Annotated in this window: 21 protein-coding genes and 1 tRNA gene; 11 read left to right on the top strand and 11 right to left on the bottom strand. The window is 67.6% G+C overall.

Features of this window, described 5'->3' with window-relative positions:
* Positions 1-3: 3 nt before the first annotated feature.
* Positions 4-1,008 (bottom strand): TerC/Alx family metal homeostasis membrane protein, encoded by a 1,005-nt coding sequence (locus CQ040_RS01100; protein WP_028502710.1) that lies wholly within the window; start codon positions 1,006-1,008, stop codon positions 4-6.
* Between the two features lie 253 nt (positions 1,009-1,261).
* On the opposite strand from CQ040_RS01100, the gene CQ040_RS01095 reads away from it, so the two are divergent.
* From CQ040_RS01095 to CQ040_RS01080, 4 genes are all read left to right on the top strand, one after another.
* A complete protein-coding gene (locus tag CQ040_RS01095) occupies positions 1,262-1,822 on the top strand; it encodes an RNA polymerase sigma factor (protein WP_105525482.1) in 561 nt (186 codons plus the stop codon).
* Positions 1,819-2,955, top strand: coding sequence for a DUF4349 domain-containing protein (locus CQ040_RS01090; protein WP_105525483.1), 1,137 nt, complete (start codon positions 1,819-1,821; stop codon positions 2,953-2,955). Before CQ040_RS01095 ends, CQ040_RS01090 begins: the two co-directional genes overlap by 4 nt.
* A 116-nt stretch (positions 2,956-3,071) precedes the next feature.
* The gene (locus CQ040_RS01085) at positions 3,072-3,620 is read left to right on the top strand and encodes a helix-turn-helix domain-containing protein (RefSeq protein ID WP_105525484.1); all 549 of its coding nucleotides are present in this window, start codon (positions 3,072-3,074) and stop codon (positions 3,618-3,620) included.
* The gene (locus CQ040_RS01080) at positions 3,620-4,861 is read left to right on the top strand and encodes an MFS transporter (RefSeq protein ID WP_105525485.1); all 1,242 of its coding nucleotides are present in this window, start codon (positions 3,620-3,622) and stop codon (positions 4,859-4,861) included. Before CQ040_RS01085 ends, CQ040_RS01080 begins: the two co-directional genes overlap by 1 nt.
* Positions 4,862-4,931: 70 nt before the next feature.
* Here the strand turns inward: CQ040_RS01080 and CQ040_RS01075 are convergent.
* Positions 4,932-5,004: transfer RNA gene (locus CQ040_RS01075), tRNA-Glu, on the bottom strand.
* Positions 5,005-5,154: 150 nt separating this feature from the next.
* Here CQ040_RS01075 and CQ040_RS01070 point away from each other — a divergent pair.
* The gene (locus CQ040_RS01070) at positions 5,155-5,793 is read left to right on the top strand and encodes an MBL fold metallo-hydrolase (protein WP_105525671.1); all 639 of its coding nucleotides are present in this window, start codon (positions 5,155-5,157) and stop codon (positions 5,791-5,793) included.
* A 56-nt stretch (positions 5,794-5,849) separates the two neighbouring features.
* The gene (locus tag CQ040_RS01065) at positions 5,850-6,320 is read left to right on the top strand and encodes a GNAT family N-acetyltransferase (protein WP_105525672.1); all 471 of its coding nucleotides are present in this window, start codon (positions 5,850-5,852) and stop codon (positions 6,318-6,320) included.
* On the opposite strand, the gene pepN is transcribed toward CQ040_RS01065, so the two are convergent.
* A complete protein-coding gene (gene pepN / locus CQ040_RS01060; RefSeq protein ID WP_105525486.1) occupies positions 6,317-8,800 on the bottom strand; it encodes an aminopeptidase N in 2,484 nt (827 codons plus the stop codon). The genes CQ040_RS01065 and pepN overlap by 4 nt on opposite strands.
* Before the next feature lie 51 nt (positions 8,801-8,851).
* Complete coding sequence (locus CQ040_RS01055) at positions 8,852-11,353, bottom strand: tetratricopeptide repeat protein (RefSeq protein WP_105525487.1); 2,502 nt, start codon at positions 11,351-11,353, stop codon at positions 8,852-8,854.
* 141 nt (positions 11,354-11,494) lie between these two features.
* On the opposite strand from CQ040_RS01055, the gene CQ040_RS01050 reads away from it, so the two are divergent.
* From CQ040_RS01050 to CQ040_RS20950, 3 genes are read left to right on the top strand one after another with little or no spacing between them, the layout of a single operon-like run.
* Positions 11,495-11,992: a hypothetical protein gene (locus CQ040_RS01050; protein WP_105525488.1), complete on the top strand. Its 498-nt coding sequence runs from the start codon at positions 11,495-11,497 to the stop codon at positions 11,990-11,992.
* A 9-nt stretch (positions 11,993-12,001) separates the two neighbouring features.
* Positions 12,002-12,658: a hypothetical protein gene (locus CQ040_RS01045; RefSeq protein WP_258131198.1), complete on the top strand. Its 657-nt coding sequence runs from the start codon at positions 12,002-12,004 to the stop codon at positions 12,656-12,658.
* A complete protein-coding gene (locus tag CQ040_RS20950) occupies positions 12,607-13,002 on the top strand; it encodes a hypothetical protein (protein ID WP_258131199.1) in 396 nt (131 codons plus the stop codon). Before CQ040_RS01045 ends, CQ040_RS20950 begins: the two co-directional genes overlap by 52 nt.
* Here CQ040_RS20950 and CQ040_RS01040 read toward each other — a convergent pair.
* From CQ040_RS01040 to CQ040_RS01030, 3 genes are all read right to left on the bottom strand, one after another.
* Positions 12,968-13,981 (bottom strand): DNA topoisomerase IB, encoded by a 1,014-nt coding sequence (locus tag CQ040_RS01040; RefSeq protein ID WP_105525489.1) that lies wholly within the window; start codon positions 13,979-13,981, stop codon positions 12,968-12,970. The two genes, CQ040_RS20950 and CQ040_RS01040, sit on opposite strands and share 35 nt — an antisense overlap.
* Before the next feature lie 87 nt (positions 13,982-14,068).
* Entirely contained in the window at positions 14,069-14,569 is a 501-nt protein-coding gene (locus CQ040_RS01035) for a hypothetical protein (RefSeq protein WP_028502722.1), read from the bottom strand.
* Between the two features lie 9 nt (positions 14,570-14,578).
* Entirely contained in the window at positions 14,579-15,853 is a 1,275-nt protein-coding gene (locus CQ040_RS01030) for an MFS transporter (protein ID WP_105525490.1), read from the bottom strand.
* A 93-nt stretch (positions 15,854-15,946) separates the two neighbouring features.
* Between CQ040_RS01030 and CQ040_RS01025 the strand changes: the two genes are divergently transcribed.
* Entirely contained in the window at positions 15,947-16,786 is an 840-nt protein-coding gene (locus tag CQ040_RS01025; RefSeq protein WP_105525491.1) for a hypothetical protein, read from the top strand.
* A gap of 39 nt (positions 16,787-16,825) precedes the next feature.
* Here CQ040_RS01025 and CQ040_RS01020 read toward each other — a convergent pair whose 3' ends face one another.
* From CQ040_RS01020 to CQ040_RS01005, 4 genes are all read right to left on the bottom strand, one after another.
* A complete protein-coding gene (locus tag CQ040_RS01020; protein ID WP_105525492.1) occupies positions 16,826-20,185 on the bottom strand; it encodes an ATP-binding protein in 3,360 nt (1,119 codons plus the stop codon).
* On the bottom strand, positions 20,182-20,844 hold the full coding sequence (locus CQ040_RS01015) for a DUF4194 domain-containing protein (protein ID WP_105525493.1): 663 nt from the start codon (positions 20,842-20,844) through the stop codon (positions 20,182-20,184). The genes CQ040_RS01020 and CQ040_RS01015 overlap by 4 nt, the downstream gene beginning before the upstream one ends.
* The gene (locus CQ040_RS01010; protein ID WP_105525494.1) at positions 20,837-22,300 is read right to left on the bottom strand and encodes a DUF3375 domain-containing protein; all 1,464 of its coding nucleotides are present in this window, start codon (positions 22,298-22,300) and stop codon (positions 20,837-20,839) included. The genes CQ040_RS01015 and CQ040_RS01010 overlap by 8 nt, the downstream gene beginning before the upstream one ends.
* 72 nt (positions 22,301-22,372) lie before the next feature.
* The gene (locus tag CQ040_RS01005) at positions 22,373-23,128 is read right to left on the bottom strand and encodes a GntR family transcriptional regulator (protein WP_258131200.1); all 756 of its coding nucleotides are present in this window, start codon (positions 23,126-23,128) and stop codon (positions 22,373-22,375) included.
* 166 nt (positions 23,129-23,294) lie between these two features.
* Between CQ040_RS01005 and CQ040_RS01000 the strand changes: the two genes are divergently transcribed.
* Positions 23,295-23,984, top strand: a complete 690-nt coding sequence (locus tag CQ040_RS01000; RefSeq protein WP_105525496.1) for an HAD family phosphatase — start codon at positions 23,295-23,297, stop codon at positions 23,982-23,984.

The following is a 23,984-nucleotide window of genomic DNA, read 5'->3' as shown; positions in this document are numbered from 1 at the left end:
CGACTATTCGCTGATCGCGGCCTTCGTCTTCGCGCGCTTCTCGCGCGAGGAGGCGATGAGGCTCGCCACCGTCGCGATGGTCATCGATGCCAGGATCACTCCGAGCGAGACCATGTTGCTGATGTCGGGCACCCACTCGACGTGCTCGCCGCCGTTGATGAACGGCAGCTCGTTGACGTGCAGGGCGTGCAGGATCAGCTTGATGCCGATGAAGCCGAGGATGACGGCGATGCCGTAGTGCAGGTAGCGCAGGCGGTCGAGCAGGTCGCCGAGCAGGAAGTACAGCTGGCGAAGACCCATCAGCGCGAAGATGTTGGCTGCGAAGACGAGGAAGCCGTTCGTGGTGATCTCGAAGATCGCGGGGATCGAGTCGATCGCGAAGATCAGGTCGGTCACACCGATCGTGATGAAGACGATCACCATGGGTGTCCACATGCGCTTGCCGTCGACCGTGGTGCGGATCTTCGATCCGTCGTAGGTCTCACTGATGTCGACCCGGCGACGCAGCAGCCGGACGATGAAGTTCTCGCGCTGCACCTCGCCCTCGTGATCGCCGTCCGGCATCGCCTGACGGATCGCCGTCCAGATGAGGAAGGCGCCGAAGATGTAGAAGATCGGCGAGAAGTTCTCGACGATCGCGACGCCGGCGAGGATGAACAGCCCGCGCAGGACGAGGGCGATGATGATGCCGACCATGAGCACCTGCTGCTGCAGACGACGTGGCACGGCGAACTGGGCCATGATCAGGACGAAAACGAACAGGTTGTCGATCGACAGGCTGTATTCCAGCGCCCAGCCGGTGACGAAGTCGCCCGCGTTCTGCCAGCCGCCGACGTTGCCGAGGAGTACCGCGAACAGCAGGGCGAGTCCGACGTAGAACACCACCCAGAGAGTGGACTCCTTGGTGGATGGGATGTGCGGCCGCAGCCGGATGAGGAGCAGATCACCGATCAGGATGATCGTGAGGACGACCATCGAGGTGATCTCGAACCAGACAGGAATTTCCAAGGGCGCACTGCACCTTTCGCGGAGGGGTCGGGAATGAGTCGAAAGTCTCTCCCCCGCACAGATGTGCGGCGCGCGCCCGGAGCAGCGATGACGGTGCTCGTGATGACGTTACGCGCGGATTCGGGATACTCCCTCTCGCCCGGGCAATGCTACCGGAGCCGTGACGACACAGGGAACAGTTGTTCCTTACGGATCTGAGACGATGGGGCATCCATCGACACTTTCCCTGTGAGAGACACCGAACGGAATCAGGATGCCCCTGCAGACAAGTGACCAGAAGTGGGCGGCGCAGGCCGCGGCCGGCGACGAGAACGCCTTCCGCGAACTGTACCGCGCACACGTGCGACCTGTGTACTGGATCGCGCAGGGCATCCTCGCATCGCCGGCAGATGCGGAAGACGTGACCCAGGAGACGTTCGTCGTCGCCTGGCGAAAGCTTCCCGCCCTCGAGCTCCAGGGTGAATCGATCCTGCCGTGGTTGGCCACGATCTGCCGATTCCAAGCCGCGAACCGGCTTCGCCAGCGTCGACGGGATCAGGCGCACACGGCCGAGGCCGTCGATGAGGCCCTGCTGCCGGACACGATCAGCGTCGAGGAACAGGTCATCACGGCGGAGCTGGCCGCGCGGATCGCTGCGGAGGTGGGCACCTTGAACGAACTCGACCGTGAGATCTTCCGTCTGTGCGCGTCGGAGGGCTACGCCTATCAGGCGGCAGCCGAAGAACTCGGCGTGACCCATGCGGTCGTCCGGAACCGTCTCTCTCGAGTGCGCACCCAGCTGCGCGACGCCGTGAAGGAAGAGAGAGACGCATGAACGACCAGACCAGCCCCGGCGACCTGCCCGAGCTTTCCGACGAGACCATCGCGCGCATCGAGGAATCGGTCTTCGCAGAGATCGCGACGGAACGAGCACCCGCGACCGCACCCCCGGCCGAGGCGAAGTCTCACACCCGCCGTCGACGCTGGCTGACCGGCGGCGGCATCGCTGCCGCTTTCGTTATCGGCGTACTCGTGACACCGCCGATCCTCGGAGCGGTTGGCGGTTCTTCCTCGGTGACGGCCGATGGCCTGAACACGCAGGGCGGATCCGTTGCGGATTCCGCGCCCTCGTCGCCCGAGAGAATCACGGGAGTGACCCCGGAATCGCTTCCGGACGGCGCTCTGAGCTCCGATGTGAGCGGCGAGATGCTGCCGGGCACAGCGGTGTCGGACAGCGATCGCGAGATCATCGCGACCGCGCAGGCGACGGTGCAGGTCACGAGCATCCCTGACGCGTCCGCAGCGATAGCAGCGCTCGCGGAGGAGCACGGCGGCTACGTCGAGAGCACCGAGATCGGGAAGACGGTCGCCGTCGACGGCACCTCCGAGCCCGTCCCCGGCGACTCGGCATACGGCTGGATCGGGGTCCGGGTGCCTTCCGCCGACCTGCCTGAGGTGATCGCCGCGCTCGGCGACACCGGAGAAGTGCTGTCCTCGTCTACCTCGAAGCAGGACGTGACCTCCGTCGCGATCGACCTGCAGGCCCGCGTCGACTCCACGAAGGCATCCGTGGAGCGGCTCACGCAGCTCATGGCGCAGTCGGGAAGCGTCTCCGAGCTCATCGAGGCGGAGGTGGCCCTCACCGACCGTCAGGCCCAGCTCGAGTCGTACGAGCAGCAGCTCGCAGCGCTCGACGATCAGGTCGCCATGTCGTCGCTGCAGGTGCAGCTGACGAAGGCGAGCACACCGACAACCGCCGACCCGGCGGGCTTCGGCGACGGCCTGCTGGCGGGATGGAACGGCCTGGTGGTGTCAATGAACGCTCTCGTCATCGCCCTCGGCTTCATCCTCCCCTGGCTCGCCATCGCGGGCGCCGTCGTCTTCATCATCTGGGTCATCCGCCGGACGCGTCGGAACCGACGCGTCGCCCGCGCATCGTCGGCGGAGAAGAGCCCAGACGAGAGCTGACCGCACCGCACACGAATCGGCTCGCCCGGAGCATGCCGGGTGAGCCTTTTCTTTGATTTCCCGGGGTATACAAGAAACCTTGTGCGCCTCGCATCGCGCGATTAGCGTCATCTTCCGTGGAAGACATCTCCGTGATCACCGCCGTGCACCATCCGCTGCGCCGACGCATCTACGACTACCTGCTCCTGTACGGCACCGCGCAGGTCACCGCGATCGCGCGCGCGCTCGACAGCCAGGTCGGCAGCATCAGCCATCATCTTCGGATGCTCGAGCGTGCCGGCGTCGTGGAGCGCGCCCCGGACCCGACGGGTGACAAGCGCACCAGCTGGTGGAAAGCGGCACGCCGCGGGCTGACGTGGTCGACCGACGACTATGCCGACTCCCCCGCCGACGCCCTGCTCGCGAGAGAGGCCCAGCGGCAGGGCATCCGGATGCAGATCGATAGGCTTCAACGCTGGCATCGCGGCAGGCATGACCCCGCATATGCCGACTACGACGGCTCGAACACCGAGACCACAGCATGGGCCTCGCCCGATGAACTGCGGGATCTCTCCGCGCGGATCCTTGGGACGATCCGCGAGTGGCAGGACGGCATCGACCTCGACGATGGCCAGGACCGCGCTCCCATCTTCGTGTTCGCACACGCCTTTCCCACGGTGCCATGATGGCCACCGTCAACGAACCCGTCGAGATCGTCGCACCTCCTTCATTCCGCCGTGACCGCCTGGTGCATGCCTGGATCGGCGTCAAAGCGCTCTCCGATGCCGGTGACGCATTGTGGACGATCGCCCTCGCCTGGACCGCCGTGCAGGTTGCATCCCCCGCCATCGCCGGACTGATCGTCGCGGCGGGAACGGTTCCCCGCGCGGTGATCCTGCTCTTCGGCGGCGTACTCGCCGACCGCGCGAATGCCCGCCGGATCATGCTGGTGTTCAACGTGCTCCGGGTCTGCGTGCTGGTCGCTGTCGCGGTGTGGGTACTCGCGACTCCGCCCTCGGTCGCAGTGCTGCTGTTCGCCGCGATCGCATTCGGCGTGTGCGACGCGTTCTACGAGCCCTCAGCCGGGACCATCGCCCGACAGCTGGTCAGGGCCGAAGACCTCCCCTCCTACGGCGCCGCGGCACAGACGGCCTCGCGCCTCGGCACGATGGGCGGCGCAGCGATCGGCGGGGTGATCGTGGCGCACGCCGGCCTCGTCGGCAGCGCCACGGTGAACGCGCTGACCTTCACGCTGGTGGTCGCCTTCATCGCGATCTGGCTGCGTCCACGATTCCGCCTCGCTCGTGCAGACAAGAAGACAGCGCTGCGAGGGATCGCGCAGGGCTTCGCCCACCTCTCATCGAACCCCACGACCCGCACGCTCGTGATCGCTCTGTCGGGGTTGAACCTCGCCGTCGGGCCCGCCGTCGGAATCGGGCTCGCACTCCGCGCCCATGCCGAGGGATGGGGCGCACAGGCTGTCGGCCTCTTCGAGGCGTTGCTCGGCCTCGGTGCGGCGCTGGGGGCCATCTCCGTGGCGAAGTGGCGGCCGCGTCACGAGGCGCGCGCCGGCTTCTGGGCTCTCGTGATCCAGGGCGCCGGGATCGTCGCGCTCGGCTTCGGACCGGCGTGGACCGTTGCTGCAGCGGCGTTCATCATCGGGGCGACGGCCGGATACGCGTCGGTGCTGCTGAGCGCGACCTTCTCAGCGACCGTCGACACCGCCTATCTCGGCCGCATGGGCTCCCTCACGCGCCTCGGCGATGACTGCTTGATGCCCCTCGCGATGGCGGGGTTCGGCGCACTCGCATCCGCCGCAGCCCTCTGGGTGCCGTTCGCACTGTTCGGCGGCGCGATGATGGCGCTGATGATCCTGCCGCTGAGCAACGCGACCTTCCGGGCGATGTCGCTGCGACCGGTCGACTGAGCCTGAAGCGCAAGAAATGGCCGGAAAAGCGAGAAAGCCCCCGGCGAACCGGAGGCTTTCTCGTGTTGTGTGACCCCAGCGGGATTCGAACCCGCGTTACCGCCGTGAGAGGGCAGCGTACTAGGCCGCTATACGATGGGGCCGTCTGGCGAAACGTTTCCGTCGCGCGACAACCGTTCAAGTATGCCATGACGATTCTCACTCCGCCAAATCGATGCCACCTCATCCTGACGCCCGGGCGTGGCGGGCGGAATCCGTTTGCCGTGGAGCACATGAAGGAGTTGACTCTCCTCATGCGCGTCACCAAGTTCGAACATGCCGCCCTCCGCCTCGATGCGAACGGGAAGACCCTTCTGATCGATCCGGGCTCCTTCACAACACCTCTGGACGACCTCGAAGACCTCGTCGGTGTGGTCATCACGCACGAGCATCCGGACCACTGGACGCCCGACCACCTCGATCGATTCCTGCGTGCCGCACCGGGAACGCCGATCTACGCTCCTTCGGGAGTGGCACGAGCCGCAGCCGAATATGACATCACCGTCGTCGCCCCCGGCGACACCGTCGAGGTCGGTGGATTCGCCCTGCGATTCTTCGGCGGCACTCACGAGGTCATCCACTCCTCTCTCCCGACGGTCGAGAACGTCGGAGTGCTCGTGAACGACGAGCTCTACTACCCCGGCGACTCCTACGCCGTCCCCGAGGGCGTAGAGGTCGGCACCCTCGCAGCGCCACTCGGCGCCCCGTGGCTGAAGATCGGCGAGGCGATGGATTACGTGCTCGCCGTCGCACCACGTCGCGCCTTCGGCACACACGACATGACGCTGTCGGTGATCGGCAGGAACATGCACCGTCAGCGCCTGCAGTGGGCGACCGAGCAGGGCGGCGGGGAATTCTTCACGCTGGAGCCCGGCGAGTCCCTCGACCTGTGAGCGGGGAACCGCATCGCCTCCTCCCGTCGCCGACCGAACGGTTGACGTTCCGGGAGATGACCGCCGACGACCTGGACCTGATGGCTGATCTGCTCGGCGACCCTCAGGTCATGGCCTTCTACCCGGCTCCGAAGACCCGCGAAGAGAGTGCGGAGTGGATCGCGCGCATGCAGGAGCGATACGAGCAGCACGGGCACGGACTCTGGATCATCGAGACGCATGACGGCGTCTTCGTCGGCGACTGCGGCCTGACCTGGCAGTCGGTGAACGACGTTCCGGTGATGGAGGTCGGCTATCACGTGCGGCGCGAGATGCAGCGCCGAGGATATGCGACCGAGGCCGCACGAGCCTGCGTCGACCTCGTCGCGCGGGAGTTCGCGCCGACGCTGCTCACGGCGATCATCCACCCCGACAACGACGCCTCGCGCGCCGTCGCCGAGAACCTCGGCATGACCCACATCGACGATGACCGCGCGCACCCGTGGATCGTGCGCACGGTCATGGGGATGCAGGTCGCGCCGGCCTAGCCCTGCGCGGCTCGAACCCGGAGCTCACGCTCGAGGTGATCCCGCTGCTCGATGACGAGCCTCCTCAGCGCGGCGGGAGCAGCCTGGTGGCCTGCCAGCCACGCGTCGACGGGCTCCAGGGAGTCAGTCGAAGGGAACAGCCCGATGACCAGCCGTCGCGCGATCTCGATGCTGCGCTCGTTCCAGGCCTGATCGATCCGCACGAAGTACTCGTCATCGAAGCCATCGATCAGATCCCGGCGTCCACCGGCACGGAACCCGCTGATCTCGGCGTCGAGATGGTCGTTGCTGAGCGACAGGTCATTCCACGCGGATTCCCACGCCTCACGCCGTACGTCCAGATCAGGACGCGATGAGCGCGCCCGTCTGGCGGCGGTGCGTCCGTCTCCGGTGTCATCCCGGTCCTGCTCGGCCGCGATCTCGACCATGCCGGCATGCCCGGTGGTGACGAGGGCCGTCAGGAGCTGCCAACGCAGATCGGGATCAACGATGAGCCCCTCGGGCGCAACGCCGTCGAGCAGAGCCTGCGCGTGCTCGTGGTGCGCATCATCGAACGCGGATGCCGTCGCGAACGCCCTTGCCCACGAAAGCTGAGCATCGCTGCCGGCATCGGCAGCCTGAAGTGCGACCCAGACGGCGTCGGTCCAGTTCCGCTGCTCCTCAGCACGGTCCGCATCGACGACGAAATGGCGGATCGTGTAGAGCGCGTTCGCGACGACTCCGGTCAGCAGCCCGATGTTGGATTCCGCCGGTGCGTGCGCCCGCACGATCGCGAGGTACCGTCTGGCGTCGAGCTCGCCGTCCCGCGTGGCGTTCCAGAGCGACGACCACACGAGTGCACGTGCCAGCGGATCATCGATGGAAGACAGCGACTGCTCGACCGTGGCCAGAGAGCGCTCATCGAGGCGCGCCTTCACGTAGGTGAGATCGTCGTCGTTGAGGAGCACCAGATCGGCCTCGGGCAGCTCGACCTCGGTCCGCTCCCCGACGACGTCGAGCTCCTGCTGATCACGCCGGACGATGCGGCCGTCCACCCGCTCGTACAGACCGATGCGAAGCCGGTGCGGACGAGGATCCGTCTGCACGAGGAAGAGGCGGCCGTCCGCATCGTTCTCGGTCCACAGCGTCGAAACGCCTGAGGTCTGCAGCCAGGCCGCGGACCAGTCGCTCATGTCGCGTCCCGACACAGCGCTCAACTGCACCAGGAAGTCGTCGAGCGTCGTGTTCCCGAACGCATTGGCGGTGAAGTACCGGCGGGCACCCTCGAAGAACGCCTCATCGCCGACGAACGCGACGAGCTGCTTCAGCACGGCTGCGCCCTTGGCGTAGGTGATCCCGTCGAAGTTCAGCTTCGCGGCCTCGAGGTCGGTGATGTCCGCCACGATCGGGTGGGTCGTCGGCAGCTGATCCTGCTGATAGGCCCAGGCCTTGCGGCTCGCGGCGAACTTCACCCACGCGTCCTGGAATCGGGTGGCGACGGCCGACGCATGCGCACCCATGTAGTCGGCGAACGACTCCTTGAGCCAGAGGCCATCCCACCAGGTCATCGTGACGAGGTCGCCGAACCACATGTGCGCCATCTCGTGCAGGATCGTGTTGGCACGTGCCGCGCGCTGGGCATCGGTCGCAGCCCCGCGGGACAGGTAGGCCTCGGTGAAGGTCACGAGGCCCGGGTTCTCCATCGCGCCGAGGTTGTACTCGGGCACGAAGATCTGGTCGTACTTGCCCCAGGGATACGGATACGCGAAGGCGTCCGTGAAGAAGTCGAGTCCCTGCCGGGTCACCTCGAGGATCTCGTCGGCCTCCAGGTGCGGTGCGAGCGATCGGCGGACGAACACTCCGAGGGCGATGCTCTGCTCGCCCCGCTGCCACTCTCCGTCCACGCGCGAGTACGGTCCTGCGGCGACAGCCGTGATGTAGCTCGAGATCGGCAGTGTCGGAGCGAACTCCACACGCTGCACCCCGACACCCAGATCGGTGTGCGCGGCCGTCTGGTTGGAGAGCACCTCCCACCCGGACGGTGCATCCACGACGAAGGTGTACTCGGCCTTCATATCAGGCTGCTCGAAACACGCCATGACCCGACGCGAGTCCGCCGGCTCGTACTGCGTGTAGAGGTACGTCTCTTCATCGACCGGGTCGTGGAAGCGGTGCAGACCCTCGCCCGACCGGCTGTAGGCCCCGACCCCCTCGACGCGGACGACGTTGGACGCAGCAAGACCGGAGAGGCTGATCCGCGCGCCGTCGTAGACGACATCCTGATCGACGCCGTTCACGACGACCCGCTGCACCTCTTCGCCAATGAAGTCGAGCCATGTCGCGTCGGCGGTGGCATCGAACTCGAGCGTCGTGACAGTCGGGAAGCCGGAGCGTGCGCGCTCGGGTGCGCCTGTCAGGTCGAGCTCGACGCGGATGCGGTGCACGGTGACCGCGGCGGATCGCGCTGCGGTCTCCTCGCGGGTGAGGTTGGCTGTGTCCATGTGTCCATCCTGGCATCCGGAGGCCGCACCGACTGCCCCACTCGCAACGGGTCACGCCATCTGGAGACGGTGACCGATCTCGGCGTAGACCTGCGCGGAAGCCACCGAGCGCCTGAGTGCCGCTTCCGCGTCGTCGCACGCTTCCGCGACGGCCGCCAGGATCGCATCGCTTCGTGCCACCTCGGCACGGTCGCCGGTCGCCTCCGCGATGCTCCGGGCCTCCTGCGCGTGCTGCTGAGCCTCCTGCAGGAACGCAGCCGCATCGTCTGCGTCCATAGCGGCTGCAGACACCAGGATCTCGGCCAGCGAATTCGCAGCCTCCGTCGCGATCAGCGGCGATCCCGCACGCTCCGCCTCCCGAAGGATTCGTTCGGCGCAGGCTCTCGCCCTCGCGAACTCCCCCGTCCTTCCGTCGATGCGTGCGTCGAGCAGCTCGAGGTCGGCGGACGTCGCGAACTCCCCTGCGATCTGCAGGGTCTGCATCGCGATCGCACACAGCTCACGAGCATGCACGTCGTCGCCCCGTGCTTCTGCGACGAGGGCGAGCGTGCGCCGAACGAAAGGCAGCGACTCGCCACCAGACTCCGCCAACAGCTCCTGCAGCTCCGCCTCCGCATCGTCGAGGCGCCCGACTGCGAGGAGTAGTAGCGGCCGGTTGCCCCGGATGACAGCCACGTTCAGCTCGTCGCCCTCTGCTCGCGCCATCGACAGGGCGATGGCGTAGCGCTCGAGCGCCTCCGGGTACCGGGCGAGGATGCGAAGGGTGTCAGCGTGGTTCCCGGTCGCGCGCCCCTCGATGACCCGGTCGCCCGCGGCTCGCGCGTGTGCGATCGCGCGCTCATACGATTCCAGGGCTTCATCCAGGTGACTCATCCAGCGCTGGACATTTCCGATCTGGTTCCAGGTGCGGGCCAGCGAGGCGCCTGTGGCTATCCGTCGCACACGATGCAGCGTGATCAGCGCCTCGTCCAGGCGCCCGAGCTTCTCTGCGCAATGCGCGACGCCGAGAGCGATGTCCGGCAGGAGGTCGAGGCCCTTCCCTCGCGCGGCGAGGTCGTGCAATCGCAGGGACTCGTTCCAGAGCGACCAGCGCGAGAGTGCGGAGTGAGCCTCGATCGCAAGCTGCTCCGCCGCGGAGTCGAGGCCGTGCTCGCGAGCTGCCGTCGCGACCGCGAGCACTGTCGACACCTCACGAGCAGCGTAGTCGGGGTCGTCGCCGATGCGGGCGAGCACCGCATCCGCAGACCTTCCCACGAATCCTCTGCGGGCAGACGAAGGTCGCAGCGACCGGGAGCGCTCCGCGGCGAACGCGAAGACGGTGTCGTGCATCCGCACGCGTCCGTCGCGCAGCTCGATCAGGTGGCGGGCGTTCAGCCGGCGCAGGTTCCGCGCGGCAGCCGATCCACCCGCGGCGACGAGCACGCTCTCGTCGACATCCCGATCGAGCAGCGCAGCATCCGCGAGCAGGTCCGCCTCACCGTTGGGCAGCGACCGCGTCGCCGCTTCGAGCACAGGACGGATACGCGCATCCCGAGGCTCGCGTTCGAAACGCGACGCGAGGTCCTGGAAGGACCAGCCCTCGTGCTCCTGCACGATTCCGGCCAGCATCACGAGGTCGAGAGGAAGACCCCCGCCGACGGCGACGATGCGTCGGAGCGCGTCCGTGCGCACGGCGAACTCTTCGGCGGTTTCGGAGGTGGAGGCTGTGCGGGGTGCGTGGGCTGTCTCGACGCTGCCGGACGAAGCGTCGCCGGCGGACAGGAGGCTGCGAAGGAGGCGCAGTGCATCATCACTCGCCATCGGAGGGACGACGATCCTCACCATGCGCGCATCCGCCGACGGTACTCGCTGCTCCAGGTCGGCGAGGTCCACGCGCGACGTGACGATGAAGCGCACACCGGGAACCAGCAGAGCGGCCAGACGCCGAGGATCCCCCGCGTCCTCGATGATCACGGTCATGCCATGTGCGACGTTCTGCAACCGCTCGCGCAGGCGGGGCAACTCGTACGGAAGCGAGCGAACGCCGAGCGCACCCAGCATTCGCCGCAGGATGTCGATCGGGTCGGCCTGCGGACGGTCCGGATCGGACTCGCGCAAGTGCACCGTGAGCACCGGCGCCGACCCCGACAGCGCCGATGCGAGGGTCGTCTTGCCCGCACCCGGCAGGCCGGTGAGGATGAGTACGTCGGCGTCAGGAACGGCGGCGAGCAGGTCTTCACGCCCGGTCTCCGCACCAGGAGTGTTCCGACGACCGAGAGTCACCTCGATATGCACTCCCGATCTCTCGCCGCTGAGCACGCGGGCGCTCTCGCGCCAACGGTCGGCCTCGGCCTCGTCGCCGCCGAGGACCCGCACGATGTCACCGATGAGACGATCGTCTACCCGTCGTCGACCGGGGCGGAAGCAATCGTAGACGGTCACCTTCGGCGGCTCTGCGCCGTCGCGCACGCGGCCTATCCGACGCGCGATCTCGGCGTACGACGGAGATCCCGCATTCGAGCGCATCCCTCCGAGCCCCAGGCAGAGCTCGTCGAGGGTGCGCGGGCCGGGCATGAGTCGAGCCTATGGCACCCGATCACAGCAATGAATGCGGGACCGTTCGGGCTCGTTCGGGCTCGGACGGGCTCACGCTGCAGGCACCTAGGCTCACTCGACGGAGAGGCCGCCCGACCTCCCGGACAAGGAGAGACACCCATGACGTCACGCGCCGAGATCGCCGCGAAACTCGACGACTTCTCATTCCAGAAGGTCAACTTCGGCGGGTTCCTGATGAACAAGCGCGCCAAGAACTCCCATGCCCTGTGGACCCGCGCCTCCGACAAGGGGGTCACCGAGCTGACGTTGCTCACCACGAGGGACTACGGCGAAGGCAACGTGTACGACGTCGCGGCCTTCACAATCGATGGGACCGTCCCCGCAGACATCCTCTCGGAACTCCGGGAGCAGGCGGACGCCCTCGCCGACCGCGTCAACCTGCGCGCGCATGGCTATGTGTACACCTGCCTCGAGCCCTGGGATGGAGGGGACGCCATCTGGATCTCGAAGAAGCCCGAGTTCCGAGCACTGAGCCGCCCCGAGCAGGGCATCTACGTCATCCCGATCCAGCGGCTGACCAGCACGGGCGTGCCGCGATGGCTCGCGTGGGTCCGGGACGCCGGCCAGCTGAACATCGCCATCGTGTACAAGCCCTGACCTGTGCCGATGCTGTCGGAGAACACGACCGCCCCGCATGCTGGGGAGCGCATGCGGGGCGGCGTGCTCCTCGTCGCCGCATCCGTGACGTTCCTCGGGATCGCGGGCCTCCTGGCCTTCTACCTGTTGCCGGTGGGATTCGGCCTGACAGGCCCCGCCCTCGGACTCGCCCAGGTGGGTGCGATACTCCTCGGAGCGGCGCTGGTCATCTCCTCGACGATCACCGTCCGCCGACATCTTCGGCGGCGCGCCGCTCTCATCTCCGTCGCCGAGGCACTCGGCTGGGCATACCGAGCGGACATCGGCGATCGCATATGGGGCGGCTCCATCGACGAGCAGATCGATCGCGGAAGCCGCACGGCCAGGGATCATCTCGATGCCTTGCAGTGCGATCTCCCCTTCGACAGCGTCGAGCGCACCTTCGTCGTCGGCGATCGCGAGGGCGCGACGATGCACACCGTGCGAGCAGTCCGGATACCGCTGCCTTCCGAGGCTCCGCGGATCACGCTCCGTTCCGGCGCGGCGGCGGAGCGCTCAGCGTGCTCCCCCGCCGTCCGAACGGCAGATCCCGGCTCCGGCTGGAGGGCGACTTCAGCGACGTCTTCGATGTCTCGGTGCCGACCGGCTACGAGACCGACGCGCTCTACGTGCTCACGCCCGACCTGATGGTCATTCTCCTCGACGAAAGCGCCGACCTCGATCTGGAGATCGTCGACAGCACCCTGCACGTGTACTTCTCAGCCGTCGACCTGACCGACGAGGCAGAGTTGCGCAGCTTCATCGCCGTGATCGCCGCGCTCTACGACCGCTTCGGTCGTCGCACCCTGTTGTACCGCGACGAGGCTGCTGAGCCTCTCGACCCTGCGACCTACCGCCGCGATGGCGACACGCTTGCCGATCGAGCGCGTCGGGTCGACACCCGCGTGCGGTGGTGGCCGGTGGTCGCCGCGGTGGCCACGCCACTCGTCCCGATGCTCATCGCCGTCGTCTGGCTGCAGCTCGCCGGCTGACCTTCCGCGAGATCTCCGGGCCACCGAGAAGCCGACGGATGGCCGTCTCCGGTGTGACGGTCAGATCGAGCGTGCGTCCGCGGGCATACTGGCCGAAGACACGCGGGTCTATGTAGCTACCGCGAGCGACCGCGGTCGTGTTGCCGAGCGCCGTCGCCGCCGCCTGCACGGCCAAGCGCTCGGCCTGGCTCCGGTGGTTGCGACTGTCGAGCTCGCCGATCCGAGCTAGAGCGTCGGCGGCGATGATCGTCCCGTGCAACGTTCGGAAGTCCTTCGCCGTGAACGATGCGCCCGTGACCTCTCCCAGATACGTGTTGACCTCCACCGGGGTGATGCGCACCCGCCGACGACCCCGGCGATAGGCGAGGAGGAATGCTCCGGACTTTCCTGCGGCGAAGTCTGCAAGTGCTTCGGCGAGTGCCGCGTCTGTGATCTCGATCGACGCCGTGCGGCCGCTCTTGGCGGGGAACGACAACGCCAGCTCATCGCCCTCCACCCGCACGTCCCGCCGTCGAAGGGTCGTGAGACCGCGACTGCCGTGCCGCACCAGATACCGCTCCGACCCGATGCGGAGCGCCGCGTCGTCGAGAAGGCGGAAGGCGATGGCGAGGGCGCGCTCCTTCGTCTGCCCCTCCTGGGCGAGTGCACGAGTGACCTGAGCCCTGGCGCGGGGAAGGGCCGCTGCGAGATCGAGTGCCCGCACGAACTTTCGACGATCACGGGACACCCGCCACAGTGGATGGTAAAGGTACTGCTTGCGCCCCGCACCGTCGATGCCCACGGCCTGGATGTGCGCGAGCGGATCCGCCGCGATCCACACATCGTGCCAGGCGGGAGGGATCACGAGGTCGTGGATCCGCTCCTGATCAGCCTCGGGTGCGGCGATCCCCTCCGGATCGACATAGCGGAAGCCCGACCCCGATCGCACGCGCCGGAAGCCCGGATCCTGCCCCGGAACTACCCGGATGAGTCTTGCCATCGTGCTGCCTCCCTCGACTGTCTTCGAAAGAGGATGCCCGGCCGCGAAGATCAGTGGAAGGGAGTGGCGCCACGGGGTACCGGCGTGCTATTCCCCGTCGGGCTCAGCGCGGGGCGCCGCGAAGGTGCTGCGCATGTGGTCGCTCGTCAGGAAGTCGGCGATGCCGATCATGATCAGGCTGAACACGATCTGCTCCGACACCATCCACAGCGGATAGAGGCCGGGGATCGCGGCCATGACGAGCGTGATGACGGGGAAGATCTGTGCGAAGAGCCGCAGACGCTGATAAGCCCACCGCCACCCGCGTTGCGCGCGCCAGGCGAAGTAGAACAGCGTGGCGGTCATCGCGAGCACGACCAGTGTGCGCATCCAGACGGCGAACGAGACCGACTCACCGTCGACCGCCAGCACCAGAGCGACGACGACGGCACCGACCCCGATGATCAGCTCGACCACGAGGAGCCAGAGGATCCAGGTGAATGCGCGGACGGTCTTGGGGTGCCTGCGGTCGGCCTCACTGATCGCGACACCCGCCTGCCGCCCGCCTGCGATCCGGTCGAGCCGTAAGAAGAGAGACTCCAATGCCATGCTCGGAGCCTATTGCGTGCGCACCGCGCCGTCCTCCCCCGTTCGATGGATGTCGGTCACACCGTTGGCGTGAGGGGTGACGACCCGCTCGAGCGCGATCGCGAGCACGCCGACGGCCAGACTGCCCGCGATCATGAGGCCGATGAACCAGGCGTCCAGTCCTCCGCCCAGCATGACACCCGCAACCAGTGGCCCCAGGATCGCACCGCCCTGGAAGGCCGCGGAGTTGATCGCGTTGTACCGGCCTCGCGTACGGTCCGAAGCGAGGTCGTTGTAGATCGCGGGGACAGTGGGCTGCAGCATCGTCTCGCCGAACGCGAAGACCCCCATATAGGCGATCACGCCGACGGCTGCGGCCAGGGTGCCCGGCAGGAAGCCCGTCGCCCCGAGCAGCACCCACGACAACGCCCAGATGAGAGCCATCACCTGCATGACTCTCGTTCGCCGCTTGCCGGAGATGAGCCTGAGGACGGCGAACTGCAAGAGCACGATCACGGCGGTGTTCACGGCGAACGAGAGGCCGACGACCTGCGTCGAGACCTCGGACACCTGCCGAGCGAAAGCCGGGAAGCCGGCCTCCATCTGCCCGTACCCGATGAACACCGACAAGAACGTGAGAAGGGTCAGCCACAACACGGCCGGGCGACGCAGGATCTCCCGGTAGCCGCCGACAGGAGGAGCATCGGCCTCGGCCTCGTGCTGGGTTCGCACGTGCCGAAGCGGGCCGAGCACCAGCGCCAACGGGATCAGACCGCTCGCGGCGTCGATCAGGAAGATCGTCGTGAAGGTCGTGGGATCCGTCACGTCGACGAAGAATCCGCCGATCACCCCGCCGACGCCGATGCCGAGGTTGACCAGAGCGAAGTTGACGCCGAAGTACTGCTGACGCACCTCACCCTCCACCACGGTGGCGATGAGGGCGTTGAACCCGGGCCAGGAGACACCGAAGTTGACGCCGATGAGCATGACGGCGACAGCGGCGACAGCGGGGTGTGTGGCGAAAGCGAGGAGCGTGCACCCGGCGATCATGGACAGCAGTCCGACGATGAGCACCCGCCGCGCGCCGAAGCGGTCGATGAGCGTTCCGCCCGGACCCGTCACGATCAGGCCGGTGATCGCGATGAGACTCATCAGCGCCCCCGAGACGCCGAGGTCGAAGCCGCGCACCTCGTGGAAGTAGATGATCGTGAAGGGCAGGGTCATGCCCCGCCCGAGCGTCTGGATCGCGACCGTCGACAGCAGCCAGCGCCCCTCGGTGGGCAGGGCGTTCCAGAAGCTCTTCATACCGATCACCTCGACATTCTTCCGGACGCCGCGGACATCGCAGGACCGGATACGGATTGTCCGACGACCCGGGTATCTGCCATCATCGCGAGCATGGCCCTGTCATTCGAAGAATTCCGTTCGTCGCTGCTCGACGCCGACTCCCGGCAGGGACTGGGCATCCAGCTCACGGATGCCGAAGCGCAGCAGGTCGCAGCCGACCAGCAGGCCACCCAGAGCTGGTACGAGTACTGGCTCGCAGTGACTGCGCAGCCAGCCCCTCCGACAGGCGTGTTCCCGGCTCCGGACGCCCTCGCAACCGCGGAGACGATGCCGCTCGGCGGACACGACTTCGCGCAGACGGCCGCCTTCGCCTCCGCTCCCCCGGCCTACGGCGGCACGCCACCAGGACCTGCACCGTACGCCGCCGCCGCCGGCGCCCCCGGCGCCCCGCAGAAGAAGAGTCGAGTCGGGCTCTGGGTGACTCTGTCGATCGTGGGAGCGCTGCTGCTGATCGCCGTCATCGTCGTGATCGTCGCGTTCACCACCGCCCGGCACTGGACGAAGGTCGATTCTCCGGAGAAGCCCGAGACGTTCCACAGCGAAGAATACGAGACCGGCCTCTACCTCGTGACGGACGACGGCGTGAGCCCGTGCGTCGTCGATCAGGACTGGGGCGACTGCATCGACGCGATGGAGGCCCAGTACGCGGGAGCCTGCGCCGGCGTCGAGCTCGTCCCTGCAGCGGCGACGCTCTGCGGTCAGCATCGCGCCGAGATCGACCGCATGCGCGCGGAGGACTCCGAAGGCTCGGTCGTCGCCTCACTCGGCGACTTCGGCCACCTCACACGCACGCCCGAGACCGCGACGCGACAGGTCTCGAACAACGACTACGAAGCCGCCGTCATGCACGAGGCCGTCTGCTACCTCGGGTTCCTCGGGGAGTGTGAGTAGCGGCGCGGAAGAGACCCCTCGACGCGAGCGGCCTCGCTTTCAGGCCGCCGTGTCGGGCAGGCCGACCTTCGCCTTCGCCCAGGAGCGCCCGCGGGTGTCCTTGAGGATGTCGTACTCGACGTCGACGTGCGGCTCGATCGCGCTGTACTTGTCGTTCGGCGCACCGATGACGAGCTGGAAGCCGAGCCCTCTCCAGGCGCCGATCGCGCGCTTGGTGAAGTGGGCATCCGCCTTGATCAGCGCCTCATCCATGAAGACCGGCGCATAGCGCGGGCGCGCGGCACCCGCATCCCCGAGCTGGTACCGAAGGGCTGCGCCCACGATGAACGCGACGAGCTCCTGCGACTCCCCTCCGGACTTCTCTCCGATGTGGTCGTAGAGCGCGACGTGCTCACGCGTCGCGGCGGTGACCCGCTCCGCGCTCACCCGCACGTGGTTGCGCACGTCGATGAGTTCGGCGAAGTCAGGGGCCGACCGCCGCATCCGTCCGATGAGGCGGCTCATCTTGCGGTAGACGGTTTCCCGTTCCGCATCGGTCGATGCCGCGTCGATCAGTCCCCGGACCTCGCGAAGCTCGCGGCGGAATCGCTTGCGTGCCTCGCTCTGGTTCTCGCGCGGGGTGATCTGGAGACGATGATCGTCGTCGTAGAACGGCAGCTCCTCCATGATCCGGTTGATGGGATCGATACGATCCTTGATCTCGCGCAGAGAACGGCTGAGCGTCGAATCGAGACTCGTCAGATCATTCCCTGACAGCTTGAGCAGGCTGTCGCGCCACTCGATCTCCAGCTCGTGCAGGCCGTTGGTCTGAAGCGCTGCCAGAATGCTCTCGAACTCCCCGACCGATGCGTCAGGATCCGGGAGGATCGTGAGGTTGTCCCAGCGCTCGAGGAACCCGGACATCAGTCGCCGCATGCTCTCGCGCTGCTGCTCGTGCGCCTCGGCGGCCTCGCGACGATCCTCGTGAAGACGCTGCGCCGCAGTCCGCAGAGCGGTGTCCAGATGTGCCAGTCGCTGAGACGCGAACGGGGTGTCCCCCGTCTCGGAGTGCAGGAACCGACCGTCCAGGAACGACGCATGCCCGTCCCCCAGCGCCACTCCGGATGCCGACGCTGAATCGATCACGGTCTGACACGTGTCGACGTCGTCGGTGACCTGTCCCCAGTGCTCCTGTGTCTGGGCGAGCTCATTGCTCAGACGCGCCTCCTCGTCGCGGAGCCTCCCTGCACGAGACCTCAGGTCTTCGGCTTGACGCTTGAGCTGAGCGATCTCGGGACTGGCCGTCGTGACCTCTGCCTCGACGGCGAGCCAGCGTTCTCGCTCGGCCTCCACCGCGGCGACATCGATCTGCTCCCAGGTGAGGTCTTCGACCTTCGCGAAGGCGGTCGACCGCGCCTCGATGCGGTCGAGGGCGGACTCGGCAGCCTGGGCGGAGGAGGCGCACTCCTCGTAGCGGTCGGCCAGCTGCAGCAGCTGATCGTCGATCTCACGCAGCCGACGGTCGTTCGTGAAGCCCAGCACATTGGCACGGCCCTGCCCGCCGTGGGCGCCTCGGCTCCCCTGAGACATCTGACCGCTGATGGTGAGGGCCTTCTGGTGCTCGCCCAGCTGCGATGACGAGTCCACGCAGACATAGCCGAAGCGATCCTGGAGCCGCTGCTGAAGCCAGCCGGTGAAGGGGGTCGGCAGATAATCGAGCCGAGCCGGGAGTGTCTTCGGGTCGGCGTTACGAGCTTCAGGGAGCCCCGTGTGCACGCCCTCGTAGTTCAACCGTTCCGGTGTGCGGATGGAGTTGATGGCGGTGCGGAACGACGAAAGGTGCTCGGCGTCGATCAGGAGCGTCCTGGCGAATCCCCCGAGCGCCAGGTTGAAGGCCTCGCGCCAGGGCTCGAACTCCGTCCGCAGCTCGATGAGCTCGCCGACGAACGGAAGATCCGACGGGTCGAGTCCGACTGCCCCCGCGAGCATGGAGCGCGATTCGTCGAGGTGCGCGGGGATGCTGCCGCGCACGCGGCTGGTCCGCTCGCGCTCGTCGCGCAGCCGCCGGATCTCGGCCTCGGCTGTCCTCCGCGCCGTCTCGGCATCGGCGAAGGCTGCACGCGCGTCACGGATGTCGGACTTCGGAGACGAGCCCCGAGCGCCGGACACGAAGGCCTCGAACTGCGCGGCAGTGTCAACGTTCTCCCCGAGATCCCGGACGATCGTGTCGAACTTCGCCCGTTCCCGAATGACATCCTCCACACGACGCTCGGCCACCCGGAGCTCACGCTGCGCCGTCTCGAGGCGGTCGCCGCCGGACTGCCGCAGCACATCGAGAAGCCCCTCGCGCTCGACATCGGCGGCATCGACGAGCGCACGCTTCTCGCGCACGGCGAGGCTCAGCGCACGGGAGCGTTCCCCCAGCTCCCCCTCGACGTCGCGCAGCAGATCCAGACGCCGCTGCGCGTTCCAGAGCGCGGCGAGCGAGGCGGGATCGGTGAACACCCCGACCTCGTCGATGACGCGCACGCGCTCGGCGGCCGACGCGATGCGGTCTTTGATACCTCGGATCGGCTCGAGTGCACTCACCTGCTGCTTCGCGGTGAGCATCCTCGTGCGCGTGCTCTCGAGCTCGTCGAAATGCGCCACGACGGCGTCAGCCGTCGCCATGGTCTCCGGCTCTTCCAGCACGAGCTTCTTGTACAGATCGTCGACCGTCGTGATCTGCTGCCCCGCCTGGATCCTGGCCAGAAGGCTAATCGCCTTGGCACCGGAACCTGCCGCCCCGATTCCGAGCACCGCCTGCAGCCGCGCCGAGAACTCACGGTCGGTGGCGAGGGTCTCAAGGCCCGTCGCCCGCACCGACGCATCGGAGAGCCGCTGCGTCGCCGCCTTCTCCAGCAGCCCCAGGTCGAAGGGCCCGCTCACGGTCGCCCGAACCCGAACCGTGTCTTCCAGGACGCGCGCATCCGCCGGGATGTACCACGCCCGCACCGCAGTGAACCGCGACCCGTCATGATCGAGCCACGTCGTCGCGATCGCACTCCAGGTGTCTTCGCCGTCTCCGCGGAGCACGCGCAGCTTCGTGCCCTCCTCTGTGCGGGACTCGTCGATCTTCCCGCGCCCGTAGGAGAGGATGTTCCGCTGCTCGTCGCCGCGAGGTCGTCCCGTCACCCCACCGTTGGATGCACCGTTGAACGGCGTCGTATGCGGCATCATCAGGGCGATGTATGCATCCATGAGGGTGGACTTGCCGGAACCCGAGCCACCGCAGAGCAGAGTCGCGTCGGGTGAGAAGCGCACGCGGTGGGGGCCTCCGTCATATCCGCCCCAGTTGATCAGCTGCAGTTCCTCCGCCACCCACTGCTGTCCCCGAGAACCCGCCGGGATGAGTCCGAAGAGCGTGTCGACCATCGTCATCGTTCCACCACTTCCTGCGACCGCAGCCAATCGCGGAGCTCTTTCAGGGTCTCCGCACTGAGGACGACCTCGACGAGCGCGCTGATCCGATAGCGCCCGCTGGTCTCCTCCTGGACGATGCCCTCGCGGTCCAACCGATCCATCGCGTTGCGGATCGCCTTCTGCTGCCGTGCTGTGCCGCCGTCGACGTCGGTGAAGTAGCTCAGCACGGTCTGCTCGAGATCTTCGATGTCGATGCGCACGGATGCCTCACCCGCCGCGGACTCGCGCTGATAGACGGTGCGCAAGTGCACGAGCACCAGGGTCTCGGCACGCGTGTACGGGGCGTCCTTGAGTAGAACCGGCATGTCGATCTCGTCGGAGCGGAGTTGCTGCTTGTAGGCGAACCCACGACCGTGGTCGACGACCAGGCGCAGGTACAGGTCGTTCAAGCGAGACTCGATCACCTGCTGATGGTCGAGCAGGAGGGTCCATTCCCGACGGTTGCGTTCCGCAGCGATGAAACGACGTTGGAGGATGTGCGCCAGCAGACGCCGGATCTCGGGGTCCAGCGTGCCGCGGTCACCCGCGAAGTGCTCCTCGATGTCGTCTTCCATCGGGACCGGGGCGATGAAGGCATCATCGGCCGGCGCTTCCGTCACGAGGCTCTCTTCAGGCATGTGCTTCTTCCTTCGGGTTGCGTGCCGTGACGGCTCCGAACGCGAAACGTCGCGTCGAGCCGTCCGGGCGCAGCGCTTCGACCACCGACACCGCATCGCTCTCGGTCATGCCGTTGCGGTGGGCGATCTCGAGCAGTCCGACGAGGTCGACGGGGCGACGGGTGTCGTCGGCACCCTCCGCGAACGCGGCGGCGAGGTCGAACTCCGGACCGAGACCTGCAACGTACTCCTCGAGCTCGGCGTAGCGCGGACCACCCCATGCGCGGGAATCGACGTCGGCGAACTCGACGTCGCCGGCATCTGCCAGAGGAGCGGGGACGGCAGGCGGGCGGATGCTGCTGACGGTCTGTCTGAGGTGACCCAGATCGACGAGCGGGAGGCTGCGCACCGGTGCAGCGCTCGCCCCCGCGCCGTCCCAGACGTGCAGCGCGGCGATGACGTCGCGAAGAAGGTCGTCGATCTGACGGTCCCGCAGCGGATCATGCGTCTTCACCTGGCCGGTGATGACGTGCGACGCCCGCCGTTGCGCGGCCAGGACCTCCTCCACGCCGAGTTCCACCCGACGCCCGATGGCGTCGAGCTCGGCGCGCTGAGTGCTGTCGAGCATGCGGGCGAACGGCTTGCGGAGCAGGCCGTGCAGCTGATCGGTGAGCGCGTCGATGCGATCCGGGTCGCCGATCAGCCGGAGGGCGCCGGCGAAGGCACGCCCTTCCGGAGTCGAGTTCATGACATCCTGCGCGCGCTGCAGATATTCGCGGAGCACCTCGCCGGTCGGCCGCTCGTCGCGCCGCAGATGGGCGACGACGTCGCGCTGCATGAGCTTGAGCGACTCGGCGACCCGGGTGAAGTCGGCCGGGAGCTCACGCGCCAGATGCAGCACGTTCTCGGCTTCTTCGAAGAGCTCCTCGTCGTCCAGCGGGTCGGCCCGCCCCGACTCCTCGATCCGGTCGATCTCGGCGTCGAGGACGGCGCGCTCCTCGCGGAGACGTGCGAGTCGCCGGACCGGATCGGCCTCGGCACTGTCCGCCAGGTGTTCCACGGCTTCGAGAAGCGTGCGCACCCGCGAGTTGGAGACACGCGTGCGACCGCCGCCGGTGCGACCCGCGATCTCCAGCGCCTCCACAGCATGCGCGGACAGCCGGTACACCTCGACGTCCTCGTCGATCTGCTGCACCAGCCAGCCCAGCCGGACCCAGTTCCTGGCGACGTCGCGGCCCGTGCCTGCCGGAACACGACGGTCGTCTTCGTCGTACCCCGCGCCGCGCAGCTCGTCGAGGATCTCGGAGAGCTCGGCCTGGGCATCGGCGATCGGGATGGATGCGCGGTCGGCCGTGAACAGGAGCGAAAGCGATGCGACGACGAAGGGCGCGAACCGACCGTGGAGCAGATCGAGGGTCGGAGTGCTGAATGCGGTGACAGCGCGGGAGAATGCCGCTTCAGCTCGTGTTCCTGTCACGTATTCACATTACTCGGCACCCTCGACTTCGTCGGACGCGACGCGGGCCGACGGCGCAGCCCGACCGAGCGCCTACCGCGAGAACTCGGTACGCGTGAGCGGAGAGCTCTCTCGCGATGCCGTGACCAGAAACGTCACGGTATCCGGCAGGTAGCGGTCCTCGCCGTACTCGATCGGCTCGCCCCCAGGGGCGTAACTCACCCGCCGCACCCGCAGCAGCGGGCTCGCACGACGGACTCCGAGCAGGTCGGCGTCGGCGCTGGAGACGGAGACGGCGTCGATGGCGTGCTCGGCGAACGCAGTCACCACCCCGAAGTCACGGGTCAGCGCGTCGACGACAGAGGCTTCGTCATCGGCGATCGCAGCGACCTGATCGGCGATCCAGTGGGGATAGCACGTGCGCTCCAGCATCACATCGCGCCCGTCGATACTGCGCGTCCTGGTCACGCGGAGTACCCGCGCCCTGGGGCTCACCCACAGTCGACGGGCCTCGGCCGCTGTCGCCTCGCCGAACTCCTTGCGACGCACTCGCCCGCCGGGCTTCATCCCTTTGGAGCGGGCCCACTGGGCGAACGACCGCAGCTCCTCGAACGACTGGCTCTGACGGCCCGAACGGACGATCCACCCCGTGCCTTGAACCGGGGACACCAGCCCTCGGTCCTCGAGCCCCGCGAGTGCGCGGCGCACGGTCCCGCGGGTAGATCCGTAGTGCAGACCCAGCTTCGTCTCGGAGGGGAGACTCGACCCGGGCACGAACTCCCCGTCGATGATCCTGGTCATCAGATCGCTCATGATCTCGCGGTGTGAGCGCGCGGTCGCCGGTGGCACGGTCTCACACTAGGCGAGCCGCACGGCCTCTGAACGCGCGAACAGGACAGCAGTTCACAGTTGTCCCGCGTGTCGCCTCCGGGAGCAGCGATCGTTCAGTGGTCGTTCATCTGCGCGCCGCACTCCGCACACCGAGGGGCGGGGTAATCGTCGAGTGAACCCCTCGATGACCTTCTCCCACCGCCACGTCGCAGAGTGGCCCTCCGCAGTGCTCTTCGACCTCGACGGCACGCTCGTCGACAGCGAAAGCGTGTGGCTCGACACGATTCGTTCCCGGCTGGAGCGCGTCGGTGCACCGGTCTCGCCGACCCAGCTCGCCGACTTCGAGGGGCTCTCGAGCATCGACGCCGCGCGCATTCTGATCGCGGCCGGGGGGCTGTCCGCTCACGCGACGGAGGTCGCCACCGAGCTCGAAGACCACACGATCGGCACCTTCGCCGGTCGCCTGCGCTGGATCCGGGGCGCAGAGGAGGCGCTCGGTGGCTTGCGTCGGGAGGGCGTCCCGCTCGCCCTGGTCACGAGCTCGTCCCGCCGCTGGGTCGCCGCGGTCGAGGAGAGCGTGCACCTCGGTGCCTTCGACGCAGTGGTCACCGCCGATGATGTCCGGCACACGAAGCCTCACCCGGAGCCCTACCAGCGGGCGGTCGGCCTACTCGGCGTCGACCCCAGCGACTGCCTCGTGTTCGAGGACTCGACGGTCGGGGCCCATGCCGCCCTCGCCGCCGGCTGCCGAGTGGTGCAGGTGCGACCTGACGAGCACGGTGTGACCGGTACGACCGACCGGATCCCCGACCTCGGTCGTGTGACGGCGCCGTGGATCGCCTCCCTGCTGACCCGCGAACCCGCACTCCCCTGA

The sequence above is a fragment of the Microbacterium sp. MYb54 genome, assembly GCF_002979515.1.
In the GTDB taxonomy this organism is placed as follows: Bacteria; Actinomycetota; Actinomycetes; order Actinomycetales; family Microbacteriaceae; genus Microbacterium.
The sequence above is the reverse complement of the archived record's forward strand: the minus strand, read 5'-3'. Positions and strand labels throughout refer to the sequence as shown.